The sequence below is a fragment of the Hoyosella sp. YIM 151337 genome, assembly GCF_026041215.1.
Classification (GTDB): Bacteria; Actinomycetota; Actinomycetes; order Mycobacteriales; family Mycobacteriaceae; genus Hoyosella.
This window is the reverse complement of sequence record NZ_JAPEIQ010000030.1, coordinates 144517-168743: the sequence shown is the minus strand read 5'-3', so window position 1 is coordinate 168743 and position 24227 is coordinate 144517. Positions and strand designations below refer to the sequence as shown.

At 63.0% G+C, this 24227-nt stretch carries 19 protein-coding genes and 1 tRNA gene; 7 read left to right on the top strand and 13 right to left on the bottom strand.

Features of this window, described 5'->3' with window-relative positions; all coding sequences use genetic code 11:
* Positions 1-2 precede the first annotated feature (2 nt).
* From ONR57_RS15770 to ONR57_RS15750, 5 genes are all read right to left on the bottom strand, one after another.
* Entirely contained in the window at positions 3-1481 is a 1479-nt protein-coding gene (locus tag ONR57_RS15770; RefSeq protein ID WP_265124473.1) for a penicillin-binding protein 2, read from the bottom strand.
* Positions 1478-2941: an FtsW/RodA/SpoVE family cell cycle protein gene (locus ONR57_RS15765; protein ID WP_374116456.1), complete on the bottom strand. Its 1464-nt coding sequence runs from the start codon at positions 2939-2941 to the stop codon at positions 1478-1480. The genes ONR57_RS15770 and ONR57_RS15765 overlap by 4 nt, the downstream gene beginning before the upstream one ends.
* Positions 2941-4407, bottom strand: coding sequence for a PP2C family serine/threonine-protein phosphatase (locus ONR57_RS15760; RefSeq protein ID WP_265124472.1), 1467 nt, complete (start codon positions 4405-4407; stop codon positions 2941-2943). The genes ONR57_RS15765 and ONR57_RS15760 overlap by 1 nt, the downstream gene beginning before the upstream one ends.
* Positions 4404-4868, bottom strand: coding sequence for an FHA domain-containing protein (locus ONR57_RS15755; protein WP_265124471.1), 465 nt, complete (start codon positions 4866-4868; stop codon positions 4404-4406). The genes ONR57_RS15760 and ONR57_RS15755 overlap by 4 nt, the downstream gene beginning before the upstream one ends.
* Before the next feature lie 196 nt (positions 4869-5064).
* Entirely contained in the window at positions 5065-6138 is a 1074-nt protein-coding gene (locus ONR57_RS15750) for a DUF3662 and FHA domain-containing protein (RefSeq protein ID WP_374116455.1), read from the bottom strand.
* Positions 6139-6370: 232 nt separating this feature from the next.
* Between ONR57_RS15750 and ONR57_RS15745 the strand changes: the two genes are divergently transcribed.
* The 3 genes from ONR57_RS15745 to ONR57_RS15735 all read left to right on the top strand — a co-directional run bounded on the left by ONR57_RS15745 (position 6371) and on the right by ONR57_RS15735 (position 12899).
* Positions 6371-6457, top strand: a tRNA-Leu gene (locus ONR57_RS15745).
* Positions 6458-6871: 414 nt separating this feature from the next.
* Positions 6872-11458 (top strand): glutamate synthase large subunit, encoded by a 4587-nt coding sequence (gene gltB / locus ONR57_RS15740; protein WP_265124470.1) that lies wholly within the window; start codon positions 6872-6874, stop codon positions 11456-11458.
* Positions 11451-12899: a glutamate synthase subunit beta gene (locus ONR57_RS15735; protein ID WP_265124469.1), complete on the top strand. Its 1449-nt coding sequence runs from the start codon at positions 11451-11453 to the stop codon at positions 12897-12899. Before gltB ends, ONR57_RS15735 begins: the two co-directional genes overlap by 8 nt.
* A 106-nt stretch (positions 12900-13005) precedes the next feature.
* Here ONR57_RS15735 and ONR57_RS15730 read toward each other — a convergent pair whose 3' ends face one another.
* The 6 genes from ONR57_RS15730 to ONR57_RS15705 all read right to left on the bottom strand — a co-directional run bounded on the left by ONR57_RS15730 (position 13006) and on the right by ONR57_RS15705 (position 18225).
* Positions 13006-14298, bottom strand: a complete 1293-nt coding sequence (locus tag ONR57_RS15730; RefSeq protein ID WP_265124468.1) for an alpha-hydroxy-acid oxidizing protein — start codon at positions 14296-14298, stop codon at positions 13006-13008.
* Between the two features lie 29 nt (positions 14299-14327).
* Positions 14328-14693, bottom strand: coding sequence for a DUF5313 family protein (locus tag ONR57_RS15725; RefSeq protein ID WP_374116454.1), 366 nt, complete (start codon positions 14691-14693; stop codon positions 14328-14330).
* A 14-nt stretch (positions 14694-14707) separates the two neighbouring features.
* Positions 14708-16033, bottom strand: a complete 1326-nt coding sequence (locus tag ONR57_RS15720; protein ID WP_265124466.1) for a D-arabinono-1,4-lactone oxidase — start codon at positions 16031-16033, stop codon at positions 14708-14710.
* Between the two features lie 65 nt (positions 16034-16098).
* Positions 16099-16590 carry a ribonuclease E activity regulator RraA gene (gene rraA / locus ONR57_RS15715; RefSeq protein ID WP_265124465.1) on the bottom strand — a complete coding sequence of 164 codons (492 nt, stop codon included), beginning with the start codon at positions 16588-16590 and terminating at the stop codon, positions 16099-16101.
* An 85-nt stretch (positions 16591-16675) separates the two neighbouring features.
* Positions 16676-17536, bottom strand: coding sequence for a GNAT family N-acetyltransferase (locus ONR57_RS15710; protein WP_265124464.1), 861 nt, complete (start codon positions 17534-17536; stop codon positions 16676-16678).
* Positions 17537-17547: 11 nt separating this feature from the next.
* The gene (locus ONR57_RS15705; RefSeq protein WP_265124463.1) at positions 17548-18225 is read right to left on the bottom strand and encodes a GntR family transcriptional regulator; all 678 of its coding nucleotides are present in this window, start codon (positions 18223-18225) and stop codon (positions 17548-17550) included.
* A 114-nt stretch (positions 18226-18339) separates the two neighbouring features.
* On the opposite strand from ONR57_RS15705, the gene ONR57_RS15700 reads away from it, so the two are divergent.
* The 3 genes from ONR57_RS15700 (at position 18340) to ONR57_RS15690 (ending at position 22063) form a co-directional block, all read left to right on the top strand.
* On the top strand, positions 18340-19305 hold the full coding sequence (locus ONR57_RS15700; protein WP_265124462.1) for a phosphoglycerate dehydrogenase: 966 nt from the start codon (positions 18340-18342) through the stop codon (positions 19303-19305).
* A 29-nt stretch (positions 19306-19334) separates the two neighbouring features.
* Positions 19335-20414: a tartrate dehydrogenase gene (locus ONR57_RS15695; protein ID WP_265124461.1), complete on the top strand. Its 1080-nt coding sequence runs from the start codon at positions 19335-19337 to the stop codon at positions 20412-20414.
* A gap of 95 nt (positions 20415-20509) precedes the next feature.
* Positions 20510-22063 (top strand): succinic semialdehyde dehydrogenase, encoded by a 1554-nt coding sequence (locus ONR57_RS15690; protein ID WP_265124460.1) that lies wholly within the window; start codon positions 20510-20512, stop codon positions 22061-22063.
* An 85-nt stretch (positions 22064-22148) separates the two neighbouring features.
* Here ONR57_RS15690 and ONR57_RS23525 read toward each other — a convergent pair whose 3' ends face one another.
* Positions 22149-22574, bottom strand: a complete 426-nt coding sequence (locus ONR57_RS23525) for a CsbD family protein (RefSeq protein ID WP_265124459.1) — start codon at positions 22572-22574, stop codon at positions 22149-22151.
* Positions 22575-22748: 174 nt separating this feature from the next.
* Here ONR57_RS23525 and ONR57_RS15680 point away from each other — a divergent pair, with 174 nt between their 5' ends.
* Complete coding sequence (locus ONR57_RS15680; protein WP_265124458.1) at positions 22749-23261, top strand: SRPBCC family protein; 513 nt, start codon at positions 22749-22751, stop codon at positions 23259-23261.
* Here ONR57_RS15680 and ONR57_RS23370 read toward each other — a convergent pair.
* Positions 23253-24227 (bottom strand): copper resistance D family protein, encoded by a 975-nt coding sequence (locus tag ONR57_RS23370; protein ID WP_265124457.1) that lies wholly within the window; start codon positions 24225-24227, stop codon positions 23253-23255. The genes ONR57_RS15680 and ONR57_RS23370 overlap by 9 nt on opposite strands.

The window sequence follows — 24227 nt, the reverse complement described above, 5'->3', positions numbered from 1 at the left end:
TTCTAGCCCCCCTGCAGTGCCGCCTGGATGACAGCACGGCCGATCGGTGCGGCGACGGAGCCACCGGTTGCTGCCAGTGCCCGGTCACCGCCGTCTTCGACAATCACAGCGATAGCGACCTGCGGGTTGTCCGCCGGTGCGAATGCGATGTACCACGCATGTGGCGGAGTGTTGCGCGGGTCGGTTCCATGCTCAGCAGTCCCTGTTTTGGACGCTATTTGCACACCAGGAACGCTCCCCGCACCGGCTGTGTTGAGCTCTGACGCAATCATGAGCTGCCTGAGAGTCTCCGCCACAGCGGGAGAAACCGCGCGCCCCGCTTCTTGAGGCTCGCTAGATTCCAGCACGGAAAGGTCGGGACCCTGTAGCTGATGAACTAGCTGAGGCTCCATACGCATACCGCCGTTAGCGATTGTGGCGGCAAGGACCGCATTTTGCAAAGGCGTCACCGCGACATCGCGCTGGCCGATGCTTGATTGACCGAGGGATGCGTCATCCGGAATTTCACCCACTGTGGACCCCGCTACTGTGAGCGGAATCTGTGTTTGCCCCGAGTCGAAGCCGAAGGCTTCCGCTGTGGTGCGTAGTGCGCTCGCTCCCGTGTCGATGCCCATTTCGACGAAGGCCGTATTACAAGAGAGCCGGAAGGCCTCGAGCAGCGTCGCTGTCTCGCCGCTCCCGCAGCGTGCACCCCCGTAGTTCTGCAGCGTCGTCGTGGTGCCAGGAAGGGTGTACTGGGGCGCCGCCGTGAACTGATCGTTTGGTGTCACGCCACCGGCCAGCGCCGCCGCGGTAGTGATGACCTTGAATGTTGAGCCCGGCGGGTAAGTGCTCTGAATCGCACGGTTGAGAAGGGGGTTTCCGGGATCGCTTTGGAGCGCTTGCCACGCCGCGCTGCTCTCTGCCGGGTCGTGGCTTGCGAGCGGATTCGGGTCGTAACTCGGTGTGCTTGCCATCGCGAGCACTTCACCGGTCGACGGGCGCAGCGCCACTACCGATCCCGTGTAGCCGCGACTTGCGAGTGCGTCGTATGCGACTTGCTGGACAAACGGGTCCAGAGTCGTGACGACGTTGCCGCCGCGTGGGTCCCGGCCGGTGATGAGATCGACTAGCCGCCGGCCGAAGAGGCGGTCGTCGGAGCCGTTGAGCAGCGCATCTTCGGCGTTCTCCAAACCAAAAGACCGGTACTGCATCGAGTAGAAGCCCGTCGCGGGCGCGAACGCGCGGGGGTTGGTCGCATCATCCGGATAAACCCGCTGGTACCGGAAGCGAGTGTCTGTCGGTACCGAGGAGGCAAGTACCTGGCCAGCGGCGGAAATTTGGCCGCGGTGGCGCGAGAACTCGTCTATGAGCACGCGGGAGTTGAACGGGTTGTTGCGCAATTCGTCTGCGCGGAAGACCTGTACGTATGCCGAATTGGCGATGAGTGCTAGCACCATCACCATGACCGCGAGCGACACTCGGCGAAGCGACGTGTTCACGTTCGCTTCACCATCGTGGTGGGCGCGTCAGCGATAGGTCCGGGACCGGCGCGGCGAGCCGGTTCATGCGGGTTGCGGGCCTCGTGTGAGATGACAAGAAGTATCGCTACGAGGATGTAGTTCGCGAGCAGCGACGAACCTCCGTATGACATGAAAGGCGTGGTTAGCCCGGTGAGGGGGATCAGCTTCGTCACCCCGCCGATTACGACGAACACCTGCATCGCAAGGATGAAGGACAACCCCGCCGCGAGCAACTTTCCGAAGCTGTCGCGCACCGCGATGGCCGCACGCATACCGCGGATCATCACTATCAGGTACAGGAGCAGAATAGTCGTGAGTCCGACGAGGCCGAGTTCTTCGCCGATCGTCGCGACGATGAAGTCTGTCTTCGCGAAGGGGACCTCCGACGGGCGGCCGCTGCCCAGCCCGGTTCCGAACAATCCCCCGGTCGCGAGGCTGAACAGTGACTGGCCGATCTGATACCCGGTACCGAAGTAATCGTCGAATGGGTCACGCCATACGTTGACGCGGACGCGGACATGCCCGAAGAGTGCATAGGCGACTGTGGCGCCTGTAAGGAAGATCGCAGCGCCGATGATGATCCAGCCCACGCGCTCTGTCGCGATGTACATGAGCACCAGCACGGTGGTGTAGAGGAGAAGCGACATGCCGAGGTCGGTCTGAAAGACCAGGATGCCGAGCGCGATACCGGCGGCGGCGAGGATCGGCCCGAGGTCGCGCAGGCGCGGGAAATCCATTCCAAGGACATGTTTGCCGGCGGTGGTGAACAAGTCGCGCTTCGCCACGAGTAGCCCGGAAATGAAGATGAGCAGCAGAATCTTAGAGAATTCCGCGGGCTGGATACTGATGAAGGGGAGCCGGATCCAGATCTTCGCCCCGTTGACTTCAGAAATGCTTGCCGGCAGGAACGCGGGGATTGCAAGAAAAACAAGCCCGACTAGTCCCACCGTGTAGCTGTAGCGGGCAAGCCGCCGGTGATCCCGCAGGAAATAGAGCACCGTGATGAACACCATGATGCTGACTGCCGACCACAGGATCTGTTTGGACGCATCCGGCGCTGGGATAGCCCGTCCAGCCGTGCGGGCGGCCTGCTGCTCAGCGAGGTCAAGGCGATGAATGAGAACGATTCCCAAACCGTTGAGCAGCGCGACGATGGGCAGAATGACCGGATCGGCGTACGGAGTGAACTGCCGGATCGCGACATGCGAAATAGCGATCAGCGCCACGAAGGCGCCCATATACCGGGCGAACTCGCCGGTGACGGCCTGTTGCAGGCTGGCCTGAACGAGGATGAACGCCACGCTGACGATCACGGCGACGAAACCGAGAAGAATCAACTCGGAGTTGCGGGTGCCGGACAGCCCGAGCCGCGCGAACGGCTGGGGAGCCGCAGCCTGAGGTGCGCTGCCCGGGGACTGAGGGGATAGTGGTTGCGACATCAGCGGCCCGTCCTGCAGGTAAATCCTGGTATCTGCAGCTGGCTTCGGCCCGGCGCTGGTGGAGTGGCCTCGTCGGGAGGTTCTGCGCCACCTGGAACTTCCGTGCTTGGTGTTCCCTCCTCCCCGGCCTCGGCTGCTGGGTCCGCGTTGTCGGTATCACCGGCAGCGGGCGGCTCTGCCGTCGCTGGGCCCCCGGGCGTTTGGCATACGGGAAGCAGTTCGCTGACAGCGAGTTGTGCCAGCTGGTTCTGCGCATAGGTGAGGGTGCCGACCGGAAGGCCCATTCGCACCTGTTCACGCGCGGAAGGCACAAGGTCATTGACGGTGAGGATCGCGCAATCCGAACCAGCGGGCGGTGCTTCGTCCGCGCCGAGCAGCGTCAAGGTGCCTGCATCATCAACACAGCTCAGGTTGTTCACCTCCTGGAGCGGTATGCCCAGAAAGGAACCGGTGAGGCCGCGCATGATCGCAACGTTTCCGCCGGATTCGCCGACGTAATAGTTGTTGCGCACGACTGTTCGCGCCACGAGCGCACCTGCGACGAGAAGCACTAGTACGGCGGCGAGGGCGATCCACCGGAACGGATGCTTCTTCTTAGGGGCCTCCTGCTGATGCCGGGCTGGCACACGCCGTGGTTTCGCGCGAGGCGGGCGCATCGCGGCGGCGCGGCCCGCGGCTGTGTTGGGCAGGGGAGCGTCATCTTCTTCCCCGGACACCGCACCCGCAACGATCGGCCGAGTCTGGCCGTAGTCCACATCGATGACGTCAGCAACAATGACGGTGACGTTGTCAGGTCCACCACTGCGCAGTGCGAGTTCGATCAGCCGGTCCGCAGCATGTGCCTGATCGCCCTCGAGCAGTGTGGTAGCGATTGTCTCGTCACTCACGACGTCCGACAGCCCGTCAGAGCACAGCAGATACCGGTCCCCGACGCGCACCTCCCTGACCGTCAGTGTCATTTCGACATCGTTGCCGGTGAGCGCGCGCATGATGAGAGACCGCTGCGGATGCGTATGGGCCTGTTCGGCCGTGATTTTGCCCTGATCGACGAGTGATTGCACGAACGTGTCATCGCGGGTGATCTGTGTGAGTTGCCCGTCCCGCATGAGGTAAGCCCGCGAGTCACCGACGTGCACAAGGCCAAGCTTGGTTCCGCCGAAGAGAATCGCGGTAAGTGTGGTCCCCATGCCCTCGAGGTCGGGTTCCTCTTCGACTTGGTGCGCGATCTCTTCATTTCCTGCCCGAGTCGCCGCGGCGAGCTTACTGAGCAAGTCTCCCCCGGGCTCGTCCTCGTCGAGCGGGGCCAGGGCACTAATCATCAGCTGGGAGGCAATTTCCCCGGCGGCGTGACCACCCATGCCGTCGGCGAGCGCGAGCAGGCGTGCGCCAGCGTAGACGGAGTCCTCGTTATTTGCCCGGACCAGGCCCCGGTCGCTGCGTGCCGCGTAGCGCAGAACGAGGGTCACGGCCGGAGCTCAATTACAGTCTTGCCCACGCGGATGGGCGTACCCAGCGGGACGCGCGCGGCTGTTGTCACTTTCGCGCGGTCCAGGTAAGTGCCGTTTGTGGAGCCAAGGTCCTCTAGGTACCAGTCGTTTCCTCGCGGAGATAATCGGGCGTGCCGGTTGGACGCGTAGTCGTCGGTCAGCACCAGTGTCGAGTCATCGGCGCGGCCGAGCAGGATCGGCTGCTGGCTGAGTGAGATGCGGGTGCCAGCGAGGGCGCCTTGGGTCACGACCAGCGTCCGGGCGACTTTGTTACGGGAAAAGATCCCGAGCCTTGACCGGCTGGGCGTGCTCCGTGAAGGGATGCGCAACCCCGTGCCGGCATAGATGTCCGCGCGCAGCACCCGCAGCACTGCCCAAACGAACAGCACAAGGAGAAGGAGGAATCCGCCGCGCGTGAGTTGCAGCACTATACCCTGCATTGGTGCGCACCTCCTCTTCCGTGCGGTCCGGACTGCTGACTGTCAGTTAGTGCATCACATCGGCGTCCGCGCCGCTGTGGCACGCCACATGTGGCCGGGATGATTCTGGCAGGGACCCACCCTACCGTTCTGTCCGAGACAATCTCACCGCCTATTGTCCACAGAAAACGTGTCGGGGTGGGTCCCCCTCAAGAATTCAGTTGATACGTACGATGATCTCGGAATGGCCTACCCGAATAACGTCGCCATCCGCAAGCTGCCACACCGTGATCGGAGAGCCGTTTACGGTTGTGCCGTTGGTTGATTTCAGGTCGGACAGCAATGCGAGTTGCCCGTCCCAGCGAATTTCCGCATGCCGCCGTGACACGCCGGTGTCAGGGACCCGGAACTGCGCGTCCTGGCCTCGCCCGATGACAGTGGCGCCGCGCCGGAGCGTGAGGCTTCTGCCACTGCCGTCACCGAGTTCAAGGACGGCAGTGAGCGCGTGGTGCGACCACTGCGTGGTCCTGCGGTGTATCGGAGGGGCAGGCGGGACCGGTGCTTCTGCCGGATCGGCTTTTTCAGACGCGAAGTCAAGATCGTCGTAAACCGGTTCCCCGTAATCGGGGTCGTAATAGGTGGACTCGCCCTGTGGTTCGGATGTTGCCCGCCCCCGTGAGCCGGATCGGTAGGCGGCCGGATAGCCCGTTTCTTCGTGGCTGCGTCCGCGCCGTGAACCGAACAGGTGCCGGCCAATGCTGCGGACGGCATCGCGCTGTGGGGTCATAGAGGCAGCTCCTGACTGTTGGTTTTCCTCAAGCTCCGGGGCGGGCTGGGGGTGTGCGTCTGCGCTGTGTTTTGCCTGGTCCGGCTGGCCGGTGCGGGCAACGGGCCACACGGCGCCTGATTGCGGGGCTACGTCAGGGTCGACTGTGCCGCGGGCACGGAACTGGCCCGTGTGTAGTTCATCTGACATGTCGAAGTGCACGCGCACCGCGGCATACGTCTGCCAGCCCTGCTCGGTGATGTACTCCGCGAGGTGCCGGGCGAAGACCCGTTCGGTTAGTTCACGGTCATTGGTGAGGCGTTCGTGGTCGGACGCACCGATCGTGACCACAAAGTTATTGGGTGCGAGAAGGTAACCGCCGTCAAGCTTCTGGATGCCGTCGGTGGCGGCGCGTTTCAGCGCGGCCTCGATTTCCTGTGGGACGACCTCGCTGCGGAACAATCGGGCGAACGCGTCCCCAACGGCCCCTTCGAGTTTCCGCTCGAAGCGGTCGAGCATCCCCACGGGGGCCTCCTCTCTGGCGTCCGTCCGTCGACATGGCGAAAGCGACCGGGCGGCAGATGACGTCACCGCTGCCTCCAGGTCGCGGGATTGCTGCCTTCAATGGTAAGTCGAATACCCCTGGATAGGAGCTGTCGCGACGGCGTCTTAGCCGAGCCGTAATCGGATAGGACACACCTGTGACCTGCTGTTTATCGTTTGGTGGTGATTCGTGCTACTGTTTCCCGGTCACTCCGGGCGAGTGGCGGAATTGGCAGACGCGCTGGCTTCAGGTGCCAGTGTCCGTAAGGACGTGGGGGTTCAAGTCCCCCCTCGCCCACCACGCTGGTCGCAGCTGATAATGCTTCGCTGCGGCCAGCGAAGCACGTTCTACGCCCGGGAGCCGGTTCATTGGTGTACTCTCATCAGGCTCATCTCATCTTTACACTTTGTGCTGTTGTCACTGTTGACGAGATCACGATTCAGAAATAAATCGCCTGGTCAGAGCATCGGTAACGTACCCTAATTTGCTCAGACTGTAGCTCCCTGCCTTATCGTGGAGGCTTGAGTTGAGCGCAACGAGGCGCCAGCTCGCATGGACGACTGTATCCGGGACGGCGCGGGCATAACCGTGCGCCGTCTTATACGGGCACTTCATCACCGTAACGCCCTCGTCCGAGAAACTCACGTACTTCGATCCAAACAGGATTGAATTGCGCGGAGGACAGACCGAAGACCCCAGCCGCGAAAGCGACCCATGAAGCAGATGCCCGGCCGCTACGGCCTTTACGATCCCGCCAACGAGCATGACTCGTGTGGTGTGGCCTTCGTCGTCGACATGCACGGTCGGCGAAGCCGCGACATCGTCGATAAGGCGATCCTCGCGCTGCTGAACCTCGAGCACCGTGGAGCCGCGGGTTCCGAACCGAACAGCGGCGACGGTGCAGGCATCCTGATTCAGGTGCCGGATCGGTTCTACCGCGAAGTTGTCGACTTCGAACTTCCAGAGCCGGGCGCGTACGCGACTGGTATCGGTTTCTTCCCGCAAGGCGCATGGGCTGCGAAGAATGCGCGCAGTGCATTCGAAAAGCTCGCCAAGGCTGAAAACCTCAAGGTTCTCGGCTGGCGCGAGGTGCCCGTTGATGCATCCTCACTCGGCCGCATGGCGCGTGACGCTATGCCGACGTTCTGGCAGCCGTTCATCACCGGCGCGGATGCTCCGCTGACTGGTTTGGACCTCGAGCGCCGCGTCTACGTCCTCCGCAAGCGAGCTGAGCACGAACTCGGCAAGGAAGGCCCCGGGCAGGACGGCCCCGGCCGCGAAACGGTGTACTTCCCGTCGCTCTCCGGGCGCACCATCGTCTACAAGGGCATGCTGACCACGCCGCAGCTGAAGGTGCTGTACCTCGATCTGCAGGATGATCGTGTGGAGAGCGCGCTCGGTATTGTCCACTCGCGCTTCTCGACGAACACGTTCCCGTCCTGGCCGCTCGCGCACCCCTTCCGCCTCGTGGCGCACAACGGTGAGATCAACACCGTCAACGGCAATGAGAACTGGATGCGCGCCCGTGAGGCACTGATTGAGTCGGACGTGTTCGGTGCCGATGCGCTCGAGAAGATCTTCCCGGTGGTGACACCGGGGGCGTCGGATACCGCCCGATTCGATGAGGTGCTGGAGCTGCTGCACCTCGGTGGCCGCCCCCTCCCGCACGCCGTCCTCATGATGATTCCGGAAGCCTGGGAGCGTCACGAGTCGATGGATCCGGCCCGCCGGGCGTTTTACCAGTACCACGCGTCCCTGATGGAGGCGTGGGACGGTCCCGCCTCGGTGTGCTTTACCGACGGTAGCCTCGTGGGCGCGGTGCTTGACCGTAATGGTCTGCGCCCGTCGCGAATCTGGGTGACCGACGATGGCCTTGTTGTCATGGCGTCCGAGGTTGGTGTGCTCGACATCGAGCCGTCCCGCGTTGTGCAGAGGATGCGTCTGCAGCCCGGCCGGATGTTCCTGGTGGACACCACAGAGGGCCGCATCGTCAGCGACGACGAGATCAAGGCGGAACTCGCGGCCGAGCAGCCGTATCAGGAGTGGCTCGATCAGGGCCTCCTGCCGCTCGACAAGCTTCCCAAGCGTGTCCACGTGCATATGCCGCACAAGCGAGTGTTGTTGCGCCAGCGCGTTTTTGGCTACACGCAGGAAGAAGTCAACCTGCTTATCTCACCGATGGCGCGTACCGGCGCTGAGGCGATCGGTTCGATGGGTACCGATACACCGGTCGCCGTGCTTTCGGCCCGCCCGCGGTTGTTATACGACTACTTCCAGCAGTTGTTCGCGCAGGTCACCAACCCGCCGCTCGATGCAATCCGTGAGGAGCTGGTTACGAGCCTGTTCGGGACCATCGGCCCTGAGGGTGACGTACTGAACCCCACGCCACAGTCGTGCCGGCAGATCGTGCTGCCGCAGCCAATCCTCGACAATGACGATCTCGCACGCCTCATTCACGCGAACGACGACGGGCATCTGCCGGAGTTCCGCTCCGTGGTGGTCTCCGGGCTGTTCAAGGTGGCCGACGGTGGCGATGGGCTGCGCAAAGCGCTCGCCGAGATGAAGCGTCAGGTGTCTGACGCCATCGAAGGCGGCGCCCGCATTATCGTCCTCTCGGACCGGAATTCGAACGAGCATTTCGCACCGATCCCGGCGCTGCTCATGACCTCGGCGATCCACCACCACCTCGTCCGCGAGAAGACGCGCACGAAGGTTGGTCTCATCATCGAGACGGGTGATGCGCGTGAGGTTCACCACATGGCCGTGCTGCTCGGCTATGGTGCCGCCGCGATCAACCCCTACATGGCCTTCGAAACGATCGAAGATTTGGTCGAGCGTGGCCAGCTCAACGGCTTCGGTTTCGAGGAAGCGGTTGCGAACTACATCAAGGCGGCGGGTAAGGGCGTCTTGAAGGTGATGTCCAAGATGGGCATCTCGACGCTGTCCTCCTACACCGGTGCGCAACTGTTCGACTGCATTGGTTTGTCGCAGGGGCTGCTCGACGAGCACTTCACCGGTACGCGCTGCGCTATCGAAGGTATCGGGCTCGACGAGATCGCGAAGGACGTTGTTGCGCGTCATAAACTTGCGTACCTCGAGCGCAAGGAAGAACGTGCACACCGTGAGCTCGAAGTGGGCGGTGAATACCAGTGGCGTCGTGAGGGCGAATACCACCTGTTCAACCCCGACACCGTCTTCAAGCTGCAGCATGCGACCCGCTCCGGCCAGTATGAGGTCTTCAAGCAGTACACGAAGCTCGTTGACGACCAGTCCCAACGGCTGGCATCGCTGCGTGGCCTGTTCAAGCTGCGCGAAGGCATCCGTCCGCCGGTACCGCTGGACGAAGTCGAGCCAGCCAGCGACATCGTGAAGCGTTTCTCCACAGGCGCTATGAGCTACGGCTCCATCTCCGCGGAGGCGCACGAGACGCTCGCGATCGCGATGAACCGCATCGGCGGCCGTTCGAACTCGGGCGAGGGCGGTGAGGATGTCAGCCGTTTCACTCCGGATGAGAATGGTGACTGGCGGCGATCCGCGATCAAGCAGGTCGCGTCGGGCCGGTTCGGTGTCACGTCGAACTACTTGACAAACTGCACCGACATCCAGATCAAGATGGCACAGGGCGCGAAGCCCGGCGAGGGTGGCCAGCTGCCCGGACACAAGGTGTACCCATGGGTGGCCGAGGTGCGGCACTCCACCCCGGGTGTCGGCCTGATTTCGCCGCCACCGCACCACGACATTTACTCGATCGAGGATCTGGCGCAGCTGATCCACGACCTGAAGAACGCCAACCCGCAGGCCCGCATCCACGTCAAGCTGGTCGCCGAAGTGGGCGTCGGGACGATCGCCGCAGGTGTTTCCAAGGCACACGCGGACGTGGTTCTCATTTCCGGTCACGACGGAGGCACGGGTGCCTCCCCGCTGACATCACTGAAGCACGCGGGTGCGCCGTGGGAGCTCGGTCTCGCGGAAACGCAGCAGACACTGCTCATGAACGGTCTGCGTGACCGCATCGTCGTCCAGGTTGATGGCCAGATGAAGACGGGCCGTGACGTCGTGGTGGCCGCTCTGCTCGGTGCTGAAGAGTATGGGTTTGCTACCGCGCCGCTCGTGGTGTCCGGCTGCATCATGATGCGTGTCTGCCACCTCGATACCTGCCCAGTCGGCATCGCGACCCAGAACCCGGCCCTGCGTGAGAAGTTCAACGGCAAACCGGAGTTCGTCGAGAACTTCTTCTTCTACATCGCTGAAGAGGTCCGGGAATACCTAGCGGCCCTCGGGTTCCGTTCGATCGATGAGGCCGTCGGACAGGTACAGATGCTCGACGTCACGCCGGCGGTCGATCATTACAAGGCATCGAAGCTTGATCTGAGCCCGATCCTCGTCCAGGGAGACTCGTACTTCGAAGACCAGGATCTGTTCTGCACGAAAACGCAGGATCACGGCCTGGAGAAGGCACTCGATAACCAGCTCATCGAGCAGTCGCGTGACGCGCTGGAAAACGGCACACCGGTGACGATCGAAACGAAAATCACCAACGTCAACCGCACGGTGGGCACCATGCTCGGCCACGAGGTGAGCAAGCGGTACGGCGGGGAGGGTCTGCCGGACGGGACTATCTCGATCAAGCTCACCGGTTCGGCTGGCAACAGCTTCGGTGCCTTCCTTCCAGCCGGTGTCACGCTCGAGCTGACCGGTGACGCCAACGACTACATCGGCAAGGGGCTCTCCGGCGGCCGCATCATCGTGCGCCCACCGCTCAACGCACCTGCTGGTTTCGTCGCGGAAGAGAACATCATCGGCGGCAACGTGATTCTCTACGGTGCTACCAAGGGCGAGGTTTTCCTGCGCGGTGTCGTAGGCGAGCGTTTCTGCGTGCGGAACTCCGGCGCTGTTGCGGTCGTTGAAGGTGTCGGCGACCACGGTTGTGAGTACATGACTGGCGGCAAGGCGATCATCCTTGGAAAGACCGGCCGGAATTTCGGTGCCGGGATGTCCGGTGGCGTCGCCTACGTGTACAACCCCGACAACACGTTCGATGCGAACGTGAACCCTGAAATGGTGGACGTCGAGGACCTGGACACCGATGACGTTCGCTGGCTGTACGACACGGTCGAACGGCACCGTGATCTCACAGACTCGGCGGTTGCTGCGCGGATCATGTCGAACTGGTCGCAGGAAGTGAATCACTTCGTCAAGGTGATGCCACGCGACTACAAGAAGGTGCTCCAGGCGATCGCCACCGCCAAGAGAATGGGAACAGACGTGAACGAAGCAATCATGGAGGCCGCTCGTGGGTGATCCAAGAGGCTTCCTCAAGCACGGCCGGGAGCTCCCCGTCCGGCGTCCAGTTGCACTGCGACTGCTGGATTGGCACGAGGTTTACGAGCCGTTCGACCGCACACTGCTCCAGACGCAGGCGAGCCGTTGCATGGACTGCGGTATCCCGTTCTGCCACGAGGGCTGCCCACTTGGGAACCTCATTCCCGAATGGAATGACCTCGTGCACAAGAACCGGTGGCGGGAGTCAATCGACAGGCTGCACGCGACCAACAACTTCCCGGAGTTCACCGGTCGCTTGTGCCCGGCTCCGTGTGAGGCTGCATGTGTGCTTGGCATCAACGAAGACCCCGTCACAATCAAGCAGGTCGAGGTTGAGATCATCGACCACGCTTTCGACCAGGGCTGGGTCGAGCCGGTGCACCCCACCCGTACTACCGGTAAATATGTCGCTGTGGTCGGTTCCGGTCCCGCGGGTCTTGCCGCCGCGCAGCAACTGACTCGGGCTGGTCATGCGGTGACCGTGTTCGAGCGCGCTGATCGCATCGGCGGGCTCCTGCGCTACGGCATTCCGGAATTCAAGATGGAGAAGCGGCACATCGATCGCCGTCTGGCCCAGATGGAAGCCGAAGGCACCATTTTCCGGCCCGGCGTCAACGTGGGTGTCGACCTTCCGGTCGCGCAGCTGACCACTGATTTCGATGCTGTCGTGCTCGCTGGCGGCGCCACGAAGTGGCGGGACCTGCCCATCCCAGGCCGTGACCTCGAGGGCATCTACCAGGCGATGGAATACTTGCCGCCCGCGAACCGCGTGCAGCTCGGCGACATCGCGGACGTCCCGATCAGCGCGAAAGGCAAGAAGGTCGTCATCATCGGTGGCGGTGACACCGGTGCCGACTGCCTCGGTACGGCTCTTCGCCAGGGTGCCGAGGTCGTGCACCAATTTGAGATCATGCCGCGGCCACCGGAAGAGCGTCCGTCGGCGAACCCGTGGCCGACCTACCCGATGATCTACCGGGTATCGTCAGCGCACGAAGAGGGCGGCGAGCGAGTCTACTCGGTGAACACCGAAGAGTTCATTGGTACGGACGGCAAGCTCACCGGTCTGCGTGCGCATGAGGTCGAGATGGTCGACGGCCGGTTCCAGAAGGTTGAGGGCAGCGACTTCGAACTCGAAGCCGACCTCGTATTCCTCGCCATGGGGTTTGTTGGCCCAGAAAAGGAAGACCTTCTCGACAAGCTCGGCGTGGATTACACCGACCGCGGCAATGTTGCCCGCGACGACAACTGGGGAACCAGCGTGCCAGGTGTCTTCGTAGCCGGTGACATGGGCCGTGGCCAGTCGCTGATCGTGTGGGCGATTGCGGAAGGCCGTGCCTGCGCGGCGTCCGTCGACAAGTATCTCGAAGGCGATACAGCACTCCCGGCCCCGGTGAAGACCACCACGGTGCCAATTCGCTAACGGATTATCAAGGTCCTGCGAACGAAGCTCGACGGTCCCGAACAGAAGCGATTCTGTTCGGGACCGTTCGTCGTTCGGTGCCGGTGTGCAGGACACAGGCGGTTACTCACACGGCAGTTACCGCGTCTCGGGTGATGTCAGCAACTGACCGCAATCCGCTCAGTCCCAGTGTGAGATCAAACTCGCCAATGATATTGCGGATGACATCCTCCGCGCCGTGTTCCCCTTCGAGCGCGAGACCCCACACGTAGGGCCGGCCGAGCAACACCAGATCGGCGCCAAGCGCGAGCGCTTTGAACATGTCCGCACCGGTGCGGACACCACTGTCGAAAATGACGGTGAGGCCGCCGGCCGCTTCCGCGACGGACGGCAGCGCTGACAGCGATGCGATAGCGCCGTCGACTTGACGGCCGCCATGGTTGCTCACCACGATGCCGTCAACACCTATATCGGCGGCGTGCCGCGCATCGTCTGGATGCAAAACGCCCTTGAGGACGATCGGCAGTTCTGTTCGCGCACGCAGGCTCTCGATGTTGTCCCACGTCAGGGAGGGGCGAGAGTACGTCTGCAGAAATGTTTCCACTGCTGTACGCGGCTGCGCGGAGAGCAGGTTGGGGATGAATTTGCCCGGATAGTGGTGCGTCATATTCAGCAGGGTCTTCACGGTGCTTCGCGTGATCTTGACGTCCGGGCGCCCAACAGGCTCAGTCACAATGCGCTGCTTGACCATTTGTACGAACACGGGATCACTCGTGTATTGCGCTATGCCTTGTCCCTGCGAGAAAGGCAGCGAGCCCAGATTCAGGTCCCGTGGCCGCCAGCCAAGCATCGTCGTGTCGAGTGTGACGACGATCGCTTCGGCACCACAGTTTTCCGCCCGCTCCACGAAGCTCCACACGAGCTCGTCATTTGTGCTCCAGTACAGCTGAAACCATCGGGGCGAGTTGCCCATGACGTCGGCACAGTCCTCCATCGGGAAAGACGCTTGGTTGGAAAAGATGAACGGAACGCCAGTTGCTGCGGCTGCCCGAGCCACCGCAAGATCGCCCTCTTCATGCGCGAGTTCAAGCACACCAATCGGAGCGAGCGCGAGGGGGGCAGGCAGTGTGCGCCCGAAAACCTCGGTGGTGAGGTTACGCTCGGACACGTCACGGAGCATGCGCGGAACGATCGCCCACCGGGTGAAGGCGTGACGGTTGGCTTGCATCGTGAGTTCAGCGCCGGCGCCGCCGGCGAGATATGCGAATGCGCTCGCTGAAAGCGCGTCGGACGCAGCTTTTTCTAGCGTGGCAGGGTCCGTGGGGATATTGGGCGCCAGGCCACTGACACCGTCGCGGTAGATCCGATTTTGGCGTTCACGTCCGGCGCCGTGCGGCGGTGTAGCTTCGTGTGCGGTCACAGCAGCGAGTCTAGGCAAGTGACTCGGCGTTATCGCCCGAAACGCCGCTCGTAATCTTCGCGTTCGCGGCGGCGCCGCTGAGTCTCGCGCTGGCTGAGCAGAGCTGGGTCGAGACCGTGGCTGAGCAGGCGGTGCCTGCGGTAGACATAGGTCAGCGCGACGAGAAAGTACACGTAGGGGATGAGAAGCAAGAGCATCATCGCAAAGATGATCCAGCGCGGGCCCGGAATGAGCAGAAACAACGTTAGCAGTGGTACGAGCGGAATGACTCCCCGAATGAGGTAGCGGCGCGTGGCCCCAGGCCCGACGAGGTCCGCGCGCACCCAATCCTGCAGCGACGGCGGCAGCGTACCGCCACAGACGTACTTAACGTGCTGAACGACATTCGGTTTCATTGCGGTGCCGTCCTTCATTGCGCGCGAACCGGCCCGAGCAGCCGCTGCACATAGTCGCTGGAGAAAATGGCCTCGGGGTCGAGGTGGGATCGTGCTTCAGCAAACCGATCCCAGCCCGCGACACGCGGCGCGAAGTCACGTGCGGTAAGCGAATGACGTTTCCCCCAGTGCGGCAGGCCGCCGAGTTCGAGGAGAATCGACTCCGCGGCGGCGAAATAGTCCTCCCACGGAAGTCCCACGTATTGATGTACAGCAACGTACGCCACCGGGCCTGCAGCTGCAGGGGAAAGCAGTGCGGTGTCGGAGCCGGCGAAGCGCACCTCGATCGGTGAAGCGACGGGCAGCCGTCGTGCCTGGATTACCGCGAGAATTCGCTCAATCGCGTCGATCGCCCGCGTGACCGGCACCGCGTATTCCATTTCGGTGTAACGGACCCGGCTGGACGGCGTGGAGAGGCGGTCGCTGTCGTCGATACGCTCGCCCGAGTTAGCTAGCGCCGCGATGCCCTGCGACACCAGCGGCGCCACTTTGGGTTTCGTTGCGGCAATCCGAAGCATTGAGCCGAGGGCGGTGGACTCGAGAATGTCTCGCTCAAACCACAGGCGGAGCGGGTTCTCGCGCTGCGCTGGGGCGTCGGTGCGAGTGGATTCGAGCAGCAGTGCGCGGCGCGTGTAAGGGAACAGGAACAGTTCTGTGTGGTCGGTAGCGGCTACCCGGTCGAGCAGTTCAGGCAGCAGCGAATCGAGGATGCGCGGTGTTTGTACCCGATGCAGACGGAAGGCGGGCACCGTTTGCAGCTCTACCTCGGTGACCAGGCCTAGCGCACCGAGATTCAGCAGCACAGCGTTGAACATCGTGCCGGAGCCGGTGTCGGCCGCGGGAGCTTCGATCTCACGGACTGTGCCGTCAGCGGTAACGAGCCGCACTGCCCGCACCTGAGACGCCAGCGCAGCGAAGTGGGTGCCGCTGCCGTGGGTACCGGTCGCGAGCGATCCACCAAGTTGTTGTTCGTACGCGCCGCCGCAGTGCGCGAGAGCCAGTTCCGTCCGCGCGAGTGATTCCGTGAGTTCGCGCAGTGTGATCCCGGCCTGCACACGCACGCGGCCGGACGCCGGGTCAACGTCGAGAACCCGGTTCATCCGGCCTGCGTCGATGAGTGTTCCGGTCGTCGCGCACAAATCATTGAACGAGTGGCCCGCGCCGGTTGGGCGGATCGGAGCGTTTCCCTGCTCCCGCAGCGCTACGATGAGCTCGGCCGCGGCGTTCTCTGACTCGGGATACTCGATCGCCGCAGGAGTGCAGGAAACCTGACCGCTCCAGTTTTGCCAGGTACCTGACACGAGTTCCTCCCTTGCCGGGCCGCGCTATGGCGTGCTAGCGCCGTACGCGTTGCCCCAATCGATTGTCACGCAGGAACCACGACTACGCCATCGTCATCGCTGTGCACCACATGGCCGGGGACGAAACGAATGCCGCCGATGTCTACTGGCACATCACGCTCGCCTGCACCGGTTTTCGTGGACTTGCGTGGATTGGTACCCAGAGCCTTGATTCCGATATCGAGTGTGCGCAGCACCGCCGCGTCGCGGACCGCACCGTTGATGATGAGGCCGGACCACCCGTTGCTGCGCCCGAGCTCCGCGATGAGGTCCCCGACCAGCGCGGTGTGGACGCTGCCGTCGCCGTCGATAACGAGCACCCCACCGTTGCCGGGCTCACCGAGTATTGACTTGAGCAAAGCGTTGTCTTGGAAGCACTTGACGGTCGAGATGCGCCCGGCGAACTCCGTGCGGCCACCGAACTGCGTGAACTGGGTGTCGCAACTCTGGATCTCGGGGCCGATCTGATCGGCGAGGTCAGCGGTTGCGGTGAACTCAGTTCCAGTCACGGAAATCATCCATCCTTCATTGGTTGGTGACGGTCTTTGCGCCCAAACTAGCCGATTCCGCGTTCGTGTGGCTGCCCGAGTCACCATGTCCGAGTCAGCCAAGCTCGAATGTGGTCACCCCAAAGATCCGATCGGCGGGAAGGCCAGGCTCGGGTCCGCGGTACATTCGTGCAGTTTCGAACATTGGTTCCATCCTGTATTTGCGCGCGAGGCGCGTTGCTGCGGCGTTGGTCTCGGGCACGTCGAGGAAGATGGTGCTGCCCGGGCCGGCGCGGTGCGCGAGACTCAGCAGGAGCTCTTCTGCGGCAACGAGCTCCCGCGCGAACAGGGGACCGATCTTCCAGCCGGTGCGGCACTGCCGGATCGTTCCGTACGCGTTGAGACCACCGCTGTCAGCGAGCACTCGTGTCTGTCCGTGCAGCTGGCTCCGCCATAGCTCGACAAAGCGCGGACGCGGAACGGGGAAGTGCTGGGCATCAAAGTCGGCGAGCACGTCGAGTGGGACCGTGGAAGCGTCCGCGGTTGATTCTGATGTGCGTCCGGGCAGGGTCCCCGCGAAGCGAATGTTGCGGTGTGCCAGGACGAAACCAGACTTGCGGTAGTTCGGTTGCTGGTCGACAACGCCATCGAGGCCGACAACGGGAATGTTGTCGAGGTGGCGCATCCCGTGCTGCCACAGTTGGTAACCGAAGCCGCGCCCGCGCTGCTCCGGCTCCACAATGTAGAAGCCGATGAAACCGAATCCGCCGCTAGACCCGGGGTATGTCACCGCCGAAATAGTGGCGATAAGCCTTCCCTCCAGGTAGCCGCCAAAGAATCCGGCCGGATCGGCCGTGCCGAATGTGTCAGCATCGTCAAGACCAGGATTCCAGCCCTCAGCCGCCGCCCAGTCAACCGCATGCGCTATGCCGGTGCGGTCGAGCGGGCGTATCTCGAGGCTGCGAGCGCCTGTCACAGTGTCTCAATTTACTCGCTTGCATTCTCGGTGAGCATGTCAATCGCATTGGCGGTAAGACTATTGAGGATGTGCTCGCGGGTGAGTGCGACGATCCCCGGCCCGTCCTGAGCGATGATCAGTTCTACCATCTTGTGGTGTTCCTGATGATCCACGGTGCGTGGCCCGCTGCCGACAGGGAGTGCGAGTCCGAGCCGGCGATAGCGGTCGGACTTGTCCCAGAGGTTATCGAGTAGGCCGATGAGCAGGTCGTTGTGGCTGGCGGCGTAGAGAGTGCGATGGAACTCCCGGTGGGCCGATAGTGCTTCTTCGCCCCACTGCTGGGTTACCGGCAGCAGCCGTGCCGCCGTTACCCGCAATGCGGTGATGTCGTCTTCGGTGCGGCGCTGACTGGCTAGTTCAGCTGCGGCAGGTTCGAGGGCGAGCCTGACCTCGAATAGCTGACGAGCCTCAGCGACACTAATCGGTGCGACGCGCACGTCTCGGTGCGTTACCAGTTCGACGAGGCCTTCGCTGAGCAATCGGCGAACAGCCTCGCGAATCGGCGTAATGCTCATGTTCAGGCTGTCGGCGATGTCGTACTGGGCCAGTCGCGAACCGGCTGGCAATTCACCCGTGAGGATCCGGCTGCGTATTTCGTTGTAGGCCACATCTCCTTTGCTGGAGAAAACGTTGAGTGACCTCGTCATCGCTACCTCCGCGGCGGCGAGGATGGAACCTCGCCTTGTACTGAACTTGCAACTGAGTCTACTATGTTTCTCGTAATTTATAAGATATGAGACTGGCGTGGGAGGAGCAGACCGATGGCGAGTGTCCTCATAACCACCGACTACCTTGTGCCGGGCGATGATGTCTACTCGCGGCTCACTGCAGGTGGTCACAGCGTTACCTTCGCCCCACACGCTGGTCCCCGCGGCCGCGCCGGTGAACTCGCGCTGTTCGGCGGGTTCGATGCGGCCATCGTTGCGAACGAGCCGGTGACGTCTGCCATGCTCGATGCGGCGCCGACCTTGCGCGTCATTGCACGCAGCGGGGTGGGGTACGACGCGATCGACACAGTCGCCGCCGCTGAGCGGGGGATATGGGTGTGCAACGCGCCTAACGTCAATCACCATGCCGTCGCGGAGATGACGATCGCCCTCATGCTCGCCATTGCGCGTCGCTTGCCGGACGTCATATTCGGCGTGCGAGAGGGCGAATGGCCGCGCCAGGGAGGCACTGAACTCCGTGGCCGCACGCTTGGCGTCGTTGGATTCGGGCCGAGTGGCCGGGCGGTAGCTGACCTGGGGCGAGCGTTTGGGATGCGCGTGCTCGTTACGACATCGCACCCGCACAGCGACGGGGATGGGGTCGAGTTCGTTGATCTTGACCACCTGTGCCGCCAGTCGGACTACGTGTCGTTGCACTGCAAAGCTGACGCAACCAACATTCGTTTGATCAATCGGGGCAGGCTGGCCACGATGAAGCCGACCGCGGTGCTCATCAACACTGCCCGCGGATCACTGGTCGATGAGACCGCGCTCTGTGACGCGCTGGAAAGCGGCGGGCTCGCCGGCGCGGCACTCGACGTACTCGAAAACGAACCGCCCCCGCCCGATTCTCGTCTCCGCCGGCGCAGCGACGTCATCGTCACCTCGCACCTGGCGGGACAAACCGCTGAAGCCCGCAAACGCGCCGGCATCAGCGCCGCGGAGAACGTGCTGGACGTACTGGATGGCCGCCCGCCACGTTCCCCGGTCAACGCCCCACTGCTGGATTCGCGGTCCTGAAACCGCCCACACAACAGAGGAACAGCCACATGGCACACAGATACCGCATCGCCGTCATTCCAGGAGACGGGATCGGCACCGAGGTGGTACCGGAGGGGATCCGGGTGGTTGACGCGGCAGCTGAACGGTTTGGCTTCCGCGTTGATTGGGAATTCTTCGACTTCGCCAGCGCGGACTACTACATGCGCCATGGCACGATGCTGCCACAAAACTGGTTCAACCAGCTGGTCACCCACGATGCGTTGTTCTTCGGTGCAGTCGGGTGGCCAGAAATCGTCCCTGACCACGTCTCGCTGTGGGGCAGCCTCCTGCAATTCCGTCGTCACTTCGACCAGTACGTCAGCCTCCGGCCAGTCAAGCTGCTTCCCGGCGTGCCCAGCCCCCTGAATGGCCGCAAGCCTGGTGACGTCGACTTCCTGGTCGTGCGGGAGAACACAGAAGGCGAATACTCCAGCATTGGCGGCAAGATTTTCGAGGGCACGGATCGTGAAACCGTGATTCAGGAAACCGTAATGACACGGACGGGGGTAGACCGGATTCTGAAGTATGCGTTCGAACTCGCACAGCGCCGGCCCCGTAAGCGGTTGACATCCGCGACGAAAAGCAACGGAATCTCCATTACGATGCCTTACTGGGATGAGCGTGTGGAAGCGATGTCCGCGTCATACCCGCAGGTAACCGTCGATAAGTACCACATCGATATTCTCGCCGCGAATTTCGTTATGCATCCCGACTGGTTCGACGTGGTGGTGGCGAGCAACCTTTTCGGAGACATCCTTTCCGATCTCGGCCCTGCCTGCACGGGGACGATTGGGATCGCGCCCAGTGCCAACATCAACCCGGAACGCCGATTCCCCAGCTTGTTCGAGCCGGTACACGGCTCGGCACCGGACATCGCGGGACAAGGAATCGCCAATCCAGTGGGTCAGATCTGGAGTGCCAGCATGATGCTCGAGCATCTCGGTGAAGCCGGCGCCGCGGCCGCGGTGCTCAACGCCATCGAATCCACGCTCGCGGGTGCTGAACGCACTCCCGACATGGGGGGAAGCGCCAGCACCGAGAGTGTCGGGAAAGCGGTTGCCGCCGCGGTGATGACGTCCACTTCGTAGCGTGACGGGCGCATCGGCATGGGACGGGACACACTTTTCGGGCATGCGAGTAACCTGAAGGCGATTTCCGACCACTCTCCCAGCAAGGAGAAGACATGGCTGCACCGTCTGCCGAGACGTTTGCGCGTCTGGCTGACCTCGCCGCGATCACCGATCCGGCGGCGCGCTCGTCCCGAACCGTGTACGAAGTATTCACCGGTAAGGAACTCGCGAACGTCCCCATCGCCACAGCGGAGGATGCCACGGCCGCTGTGGAGCGTGCGCGAGTCGCGCAGAAGGAATGGGCGAAGGTTCGCGTCGCGGAGCGCGCGAAGATCTTTAACAAATATCACGACCTCATCCTGGCCCGCCGGGAATCGCTGCTCGATCTGGCTCAGGCCGAGACTGGGAAGGCGCGAACCTCCGCACTCGAAGAGGTCATCGACATTGCGATGACGTCGCGCTATTATGCGCGGACCGCGGCGAAGACGCTGGAGAAGAAGACAGTCCAGGGCCTCTTCCCGGTACTGACGAAGACGACCGTCAACTACCGGCCAAAGGGCGTCGTCGGTGTCATCGCGCCGTGGAACTATCCGATGACACTCGCAGTGTCAGACGCGATCCCGGCCTTGCTCGCAGGCAATGCGGTGGTCGTCAAACCAGACAGCCAGACCCCCTTCTGTGCGCTTGGTGTGGCCGAACTCTTGTACGAGGCAGGTCTTCCGCGCGATTTGTTCGCTGTGGTTCCAGGGCCCGGGTCGGTCGTCGGGACAGAACTGGTGAACACCTGTGACTACGTCATGTTCACGGGCTCGACGGAGACGGGCCGGACGCTGGCTGAGGCATGCGGCCGCCGGCTGATCGGTTTCTCCGCCGAACTGGGCGGCAAGAACCCCATGATCATCACCAAGGGTGCCGACCTCAACCACGTTGCGGACGCCGCAGTGCGTGCGTGTTACTCCAACTCCGGGCAGTTGTGCATTTCGATCGAACGTATCTACGTGGAAGAGGATGTTGCCGACGAGTTCATCACGCTTTTCGGTGACCGCGTCCGCAATATGGTGCTTTCCGCCGACTATGACCTGGGCGGTGAGATGGGCAGCATCATTTCGCAATCACACCTCGACACGGTCAAGAAGTTCGTCGACGACGCAGTCGAGAAAGGCGCCACCGTCGTGGCGGGCGGCAATGCGCGGCCAGACGTCGGTCCCCTGTTCTTCGAGCCCACTCTACTGACGGATATCACCCCCGACATGATGGTGTATCGCACCGAAACGTTCGGTCCCGTGGTGTCCATTTACCCCGTCAAGGACGTGGACGAAGCGATCGCACAGGCCAACGACACCGAATACGGATTGAACGCCAGTGTCTGGGCCGCCAATGAGGCGGACGGTGAAGCCATCGCAGAACGTATCAATTCTGGTACGGCTAACGTCAACGAAGGCTACGGTCCCGCATGGGCGAGTTACGGTGCGCCGATGGGTGGCATGGGAGTGTCAGGTGTTGGGCGGCGGCACGGTGCAGAAGGCCTCACCAAGTTCACGGAAGTGCAGACGGTAGCGACGCAACGACTGCTTGACCTGGGAGGTCCAAGCTGGCTGGACCAGAAGTATTTCTCCGCAGCACTGCCGTGGGCGGTGCGGGCAATGAAGTATCTGCCCGGCCGGTGATCGGCACCCGCTAACAGCCGGGCCGGCCCGCGGGGACTTAGCGTCGCCGCGGGCCGGCCCGTTTCGCCTTCAGATGCGTGCCGGATCAGCGGTTGCGGATTGCGCGAACAATGAAGAACAACACAATCGCAGCGATCACCGCGGCGACGGCAGTGCCTGCCTTGCGGCCATCGCTCTCATCGAGATCCGAGAGGGAATCGAACGTCGCTTGCCGTAGCTCCGCCACGCGGTCCTCAACCGTGGCGCGCGCCTCGGCGGCAGCCGAACGTCCTGAGTTCACCGCTTCAGCAGTCTTCTCCTTCACCGCGGCAGCCTTGTCTGTCACAGTGTCCGCCGCATCCGAGGCTGCGGATTTTGCGGACTCCGCAGCGTTGGCTGCCGCGTCCTTCGCGTTCGCCGCCGCTTGGTCACCCTGACCCTCAGCTTCGAGCGAAGCGTCGTCGGTGACAGCTCCAGCAGCTTCCTTCGCTGTACCTTTCACCTTGTCCGCAGTGTTCTCGAGGTCTGCCATTAACCGCTCCTTCGCGCCAATTGGGATGCCCGTCCGGGCACCTCGCCGTCTGACTGGCTGCAACCCGACCTTACCCGTGTTGCTGCTCGTGCGTCGGCCGCACGGCCACAGGCGGCGGGTACCCACTGAGATGCAAACGTAATCCTAATGAGACCTGGCGACTACAGTGACTCCATGCCGAAACAACCGGGTGACGCACCGGATGTCGTATCGATCCGGATCGAAGCAGCCACAGAAGCTGTGTGGGACGCCGTGAGCGACCTCCCCCGTATGGGCCGTTACAGCCCGGAGAACCGGGGTGGCTGGTGGATCAAGGGTGTGCCGCGTGCCACCGGATCCTGGTTCCAGGGCCTCAACCGGCACGGGCTGGTGCCGTGGCTCACTCATGCACGCGTCATCGAGGCGTCGCGCCCGTCGGTGTTCGCTTTTGATGTGCTGGAATCCCGTGCCCGGTGGACCTACCGGATCGTTGCGGAGCAGACGGAAGACGGCCGGCCCGCGTGCATCGTCACCGAAACGCGGGAAATCACGAAGCGCCCAGCCTGGCTGGTTCGGGTGTTCTCCGGCTCTGGCCTTATCGGCAAAGACCGCGACAGACTCATGGTGTCGGGTATGCAAGCGACGCTGGACGCCGTCAAAGCCGCGCTCGAAACTGATGCGCCGCCGCGGCAGTCCGGCTCAGGCTGACGAGGCGAGCGTCGCGGCCAGCCCGAACGCTACGGCCATCATTGCGACCTCGATAGCCGCGCGCCGCACCGACACGGCAGTGTCACCGCGGTGCCGCCGAGCGTCAGCCACCCATACTCGCCGCCACAAGTAGCCTAGGCTGAGCAAAACTGCCAGCAGGCCTGCTTTGGCGAGGATGATCCGGCCGTACCCGCTCGTCACAAGCTCCGCCGGTGTGCTGAGAAGCAGGGTGGAGGCGATCCCGCTGACGCCCACCGTCGCGACGAACACTAACGCCCAGCGCGAGAACGCGGGCAGCGAGACTGACCATTCCGTCCTCGACCGCAGCAGCAAAGCCTGCCCGCACAGCAGGCCGCACCACAGTCCGGCCGCAGCCGTGTGACCTGTGATGAGCAGGGCTGTGAGCGCCTCATGCGAAGCGTGACCAGCCAGTGGCATCGCTACAAGCCCGAGCAGTGCGATCGCGGCAGCAGGCATCGTCCACTGCGCCGGATCCGGTATCCGGCCGTGGCTGAGAACAGCGCCGACCAGCGTGAGCAGAGCCGTGCACACCAGGACGAGCACCACGATCCGGCCGGCGACGACGTGCGTCACATACGTTTGAAAATCGCCGATATCCAACTGCGCGACACTCACCCCGGCCAGTTCCGCCGCGTCTGCTGCTGCGAATGCGAGAGTGGCGCCGCACCATCCCGCGCTGCTGACGGCGATCATCCGCCAGCGGCGAATTTCGCGCTGAGCGGCTCGCTGGCGCTGGATGTGCTCACCGCGAAGCAGCCACGGCAGTGCACACAACCCCACCGTCACGACACCGCCAATCACAGCGAGCGTACGTGCCGCACTTGCCGTCATCGCATCGTGCCCGGTGATCAGCGCGGCGGCGAGGCTGCCGCCGATCGCGAGGGGGATCGCGAACCACAATAGGTGCCGGGTATCCCTGCCAGTGTTCGCCGCCGTCGCTGCCAC

Excerpts from the sequence above, each read along its gene's own strand:
- ONR57_RS15765 (WP_374116456.1), bottom strand. The coding sequence starts at position 2,941 with ATGTCGCAACCACTATCCCCTCAGTCCCCGGGCAGCGCACCTCAGGCT.
- ONR57_RS15755 (WP_265124471.1), bottom strand. The coding sequence starts at position 4,868 with ATGCAGGGTATAGTGCTGCAACTCACGCGCGGCGGATTCCTCCTTCTC.
- gltB (WP_265124470.1), top strand. The coding sequence starts at position 6,872 with ATGAAGCAGATGCCCGGCCGCTACGGCCTTTACGATCCCGCCAACGAG.
- ONR57_RS15725 (WP_374116454.1), bottom strand. The coding sequence starts at position 14,693 with ATGAAACCGAATGTCGTTCAGCACGTTAAGTACGTCTGTGGCGGTACG.
- rraA (WP_265124465.1), bottom strand. The coding sequence starts at position 16,590 with ATGATTTCCGTGACTGGAACTGAGTTCACCGCAACCGCTGACCTCGCC.
- ONR57_RS15705 (WP_265124463.1), bottom strand. The coding sequence starts at position 18,225 with ATGACGAGGTCACTCAACGTTTTCTCCAGCAAAGGAGATGTGGCCTAC.
- ONR57_RS15700 (WP_265124462.1), top strand. The coding sequence starts at position 18,340 with ATGGCGAGTGTCCTCATAACCACCGACTACCTTGTGCCGGGCGATGAT.
- ONR57_RS15695 (WP_265124461.1), top strand. The coding sequence starts at position 19,335 with ATGGCACACAGATACCGCATCGCCGTCATTCCAGGAGACGGGATCGGC.
- ONR57_RS15690 (WP_265124460.1), top strand. The coding sequence starts at position 20,510 with ATGGCTGCACCGTCTGCCGAGACGTTTGCGCGTCTGGCTGACCTCGCC.
- ONR57_RS23525 (WP_265124459.1), bottom strand. The coding sequence starts at position 22,574 with ATGGCAGACCTCGAGAACACTGCGGACAAGGTGAAAGGTACAGCGAAG.
- ONR57_RS15680 (WP_265124458.1), top strand. The coding sequence starts at position 22,749 with ATGCCGAAACAACCGGGTGACGCACCGGATGTCGTATCGATCCGGATC.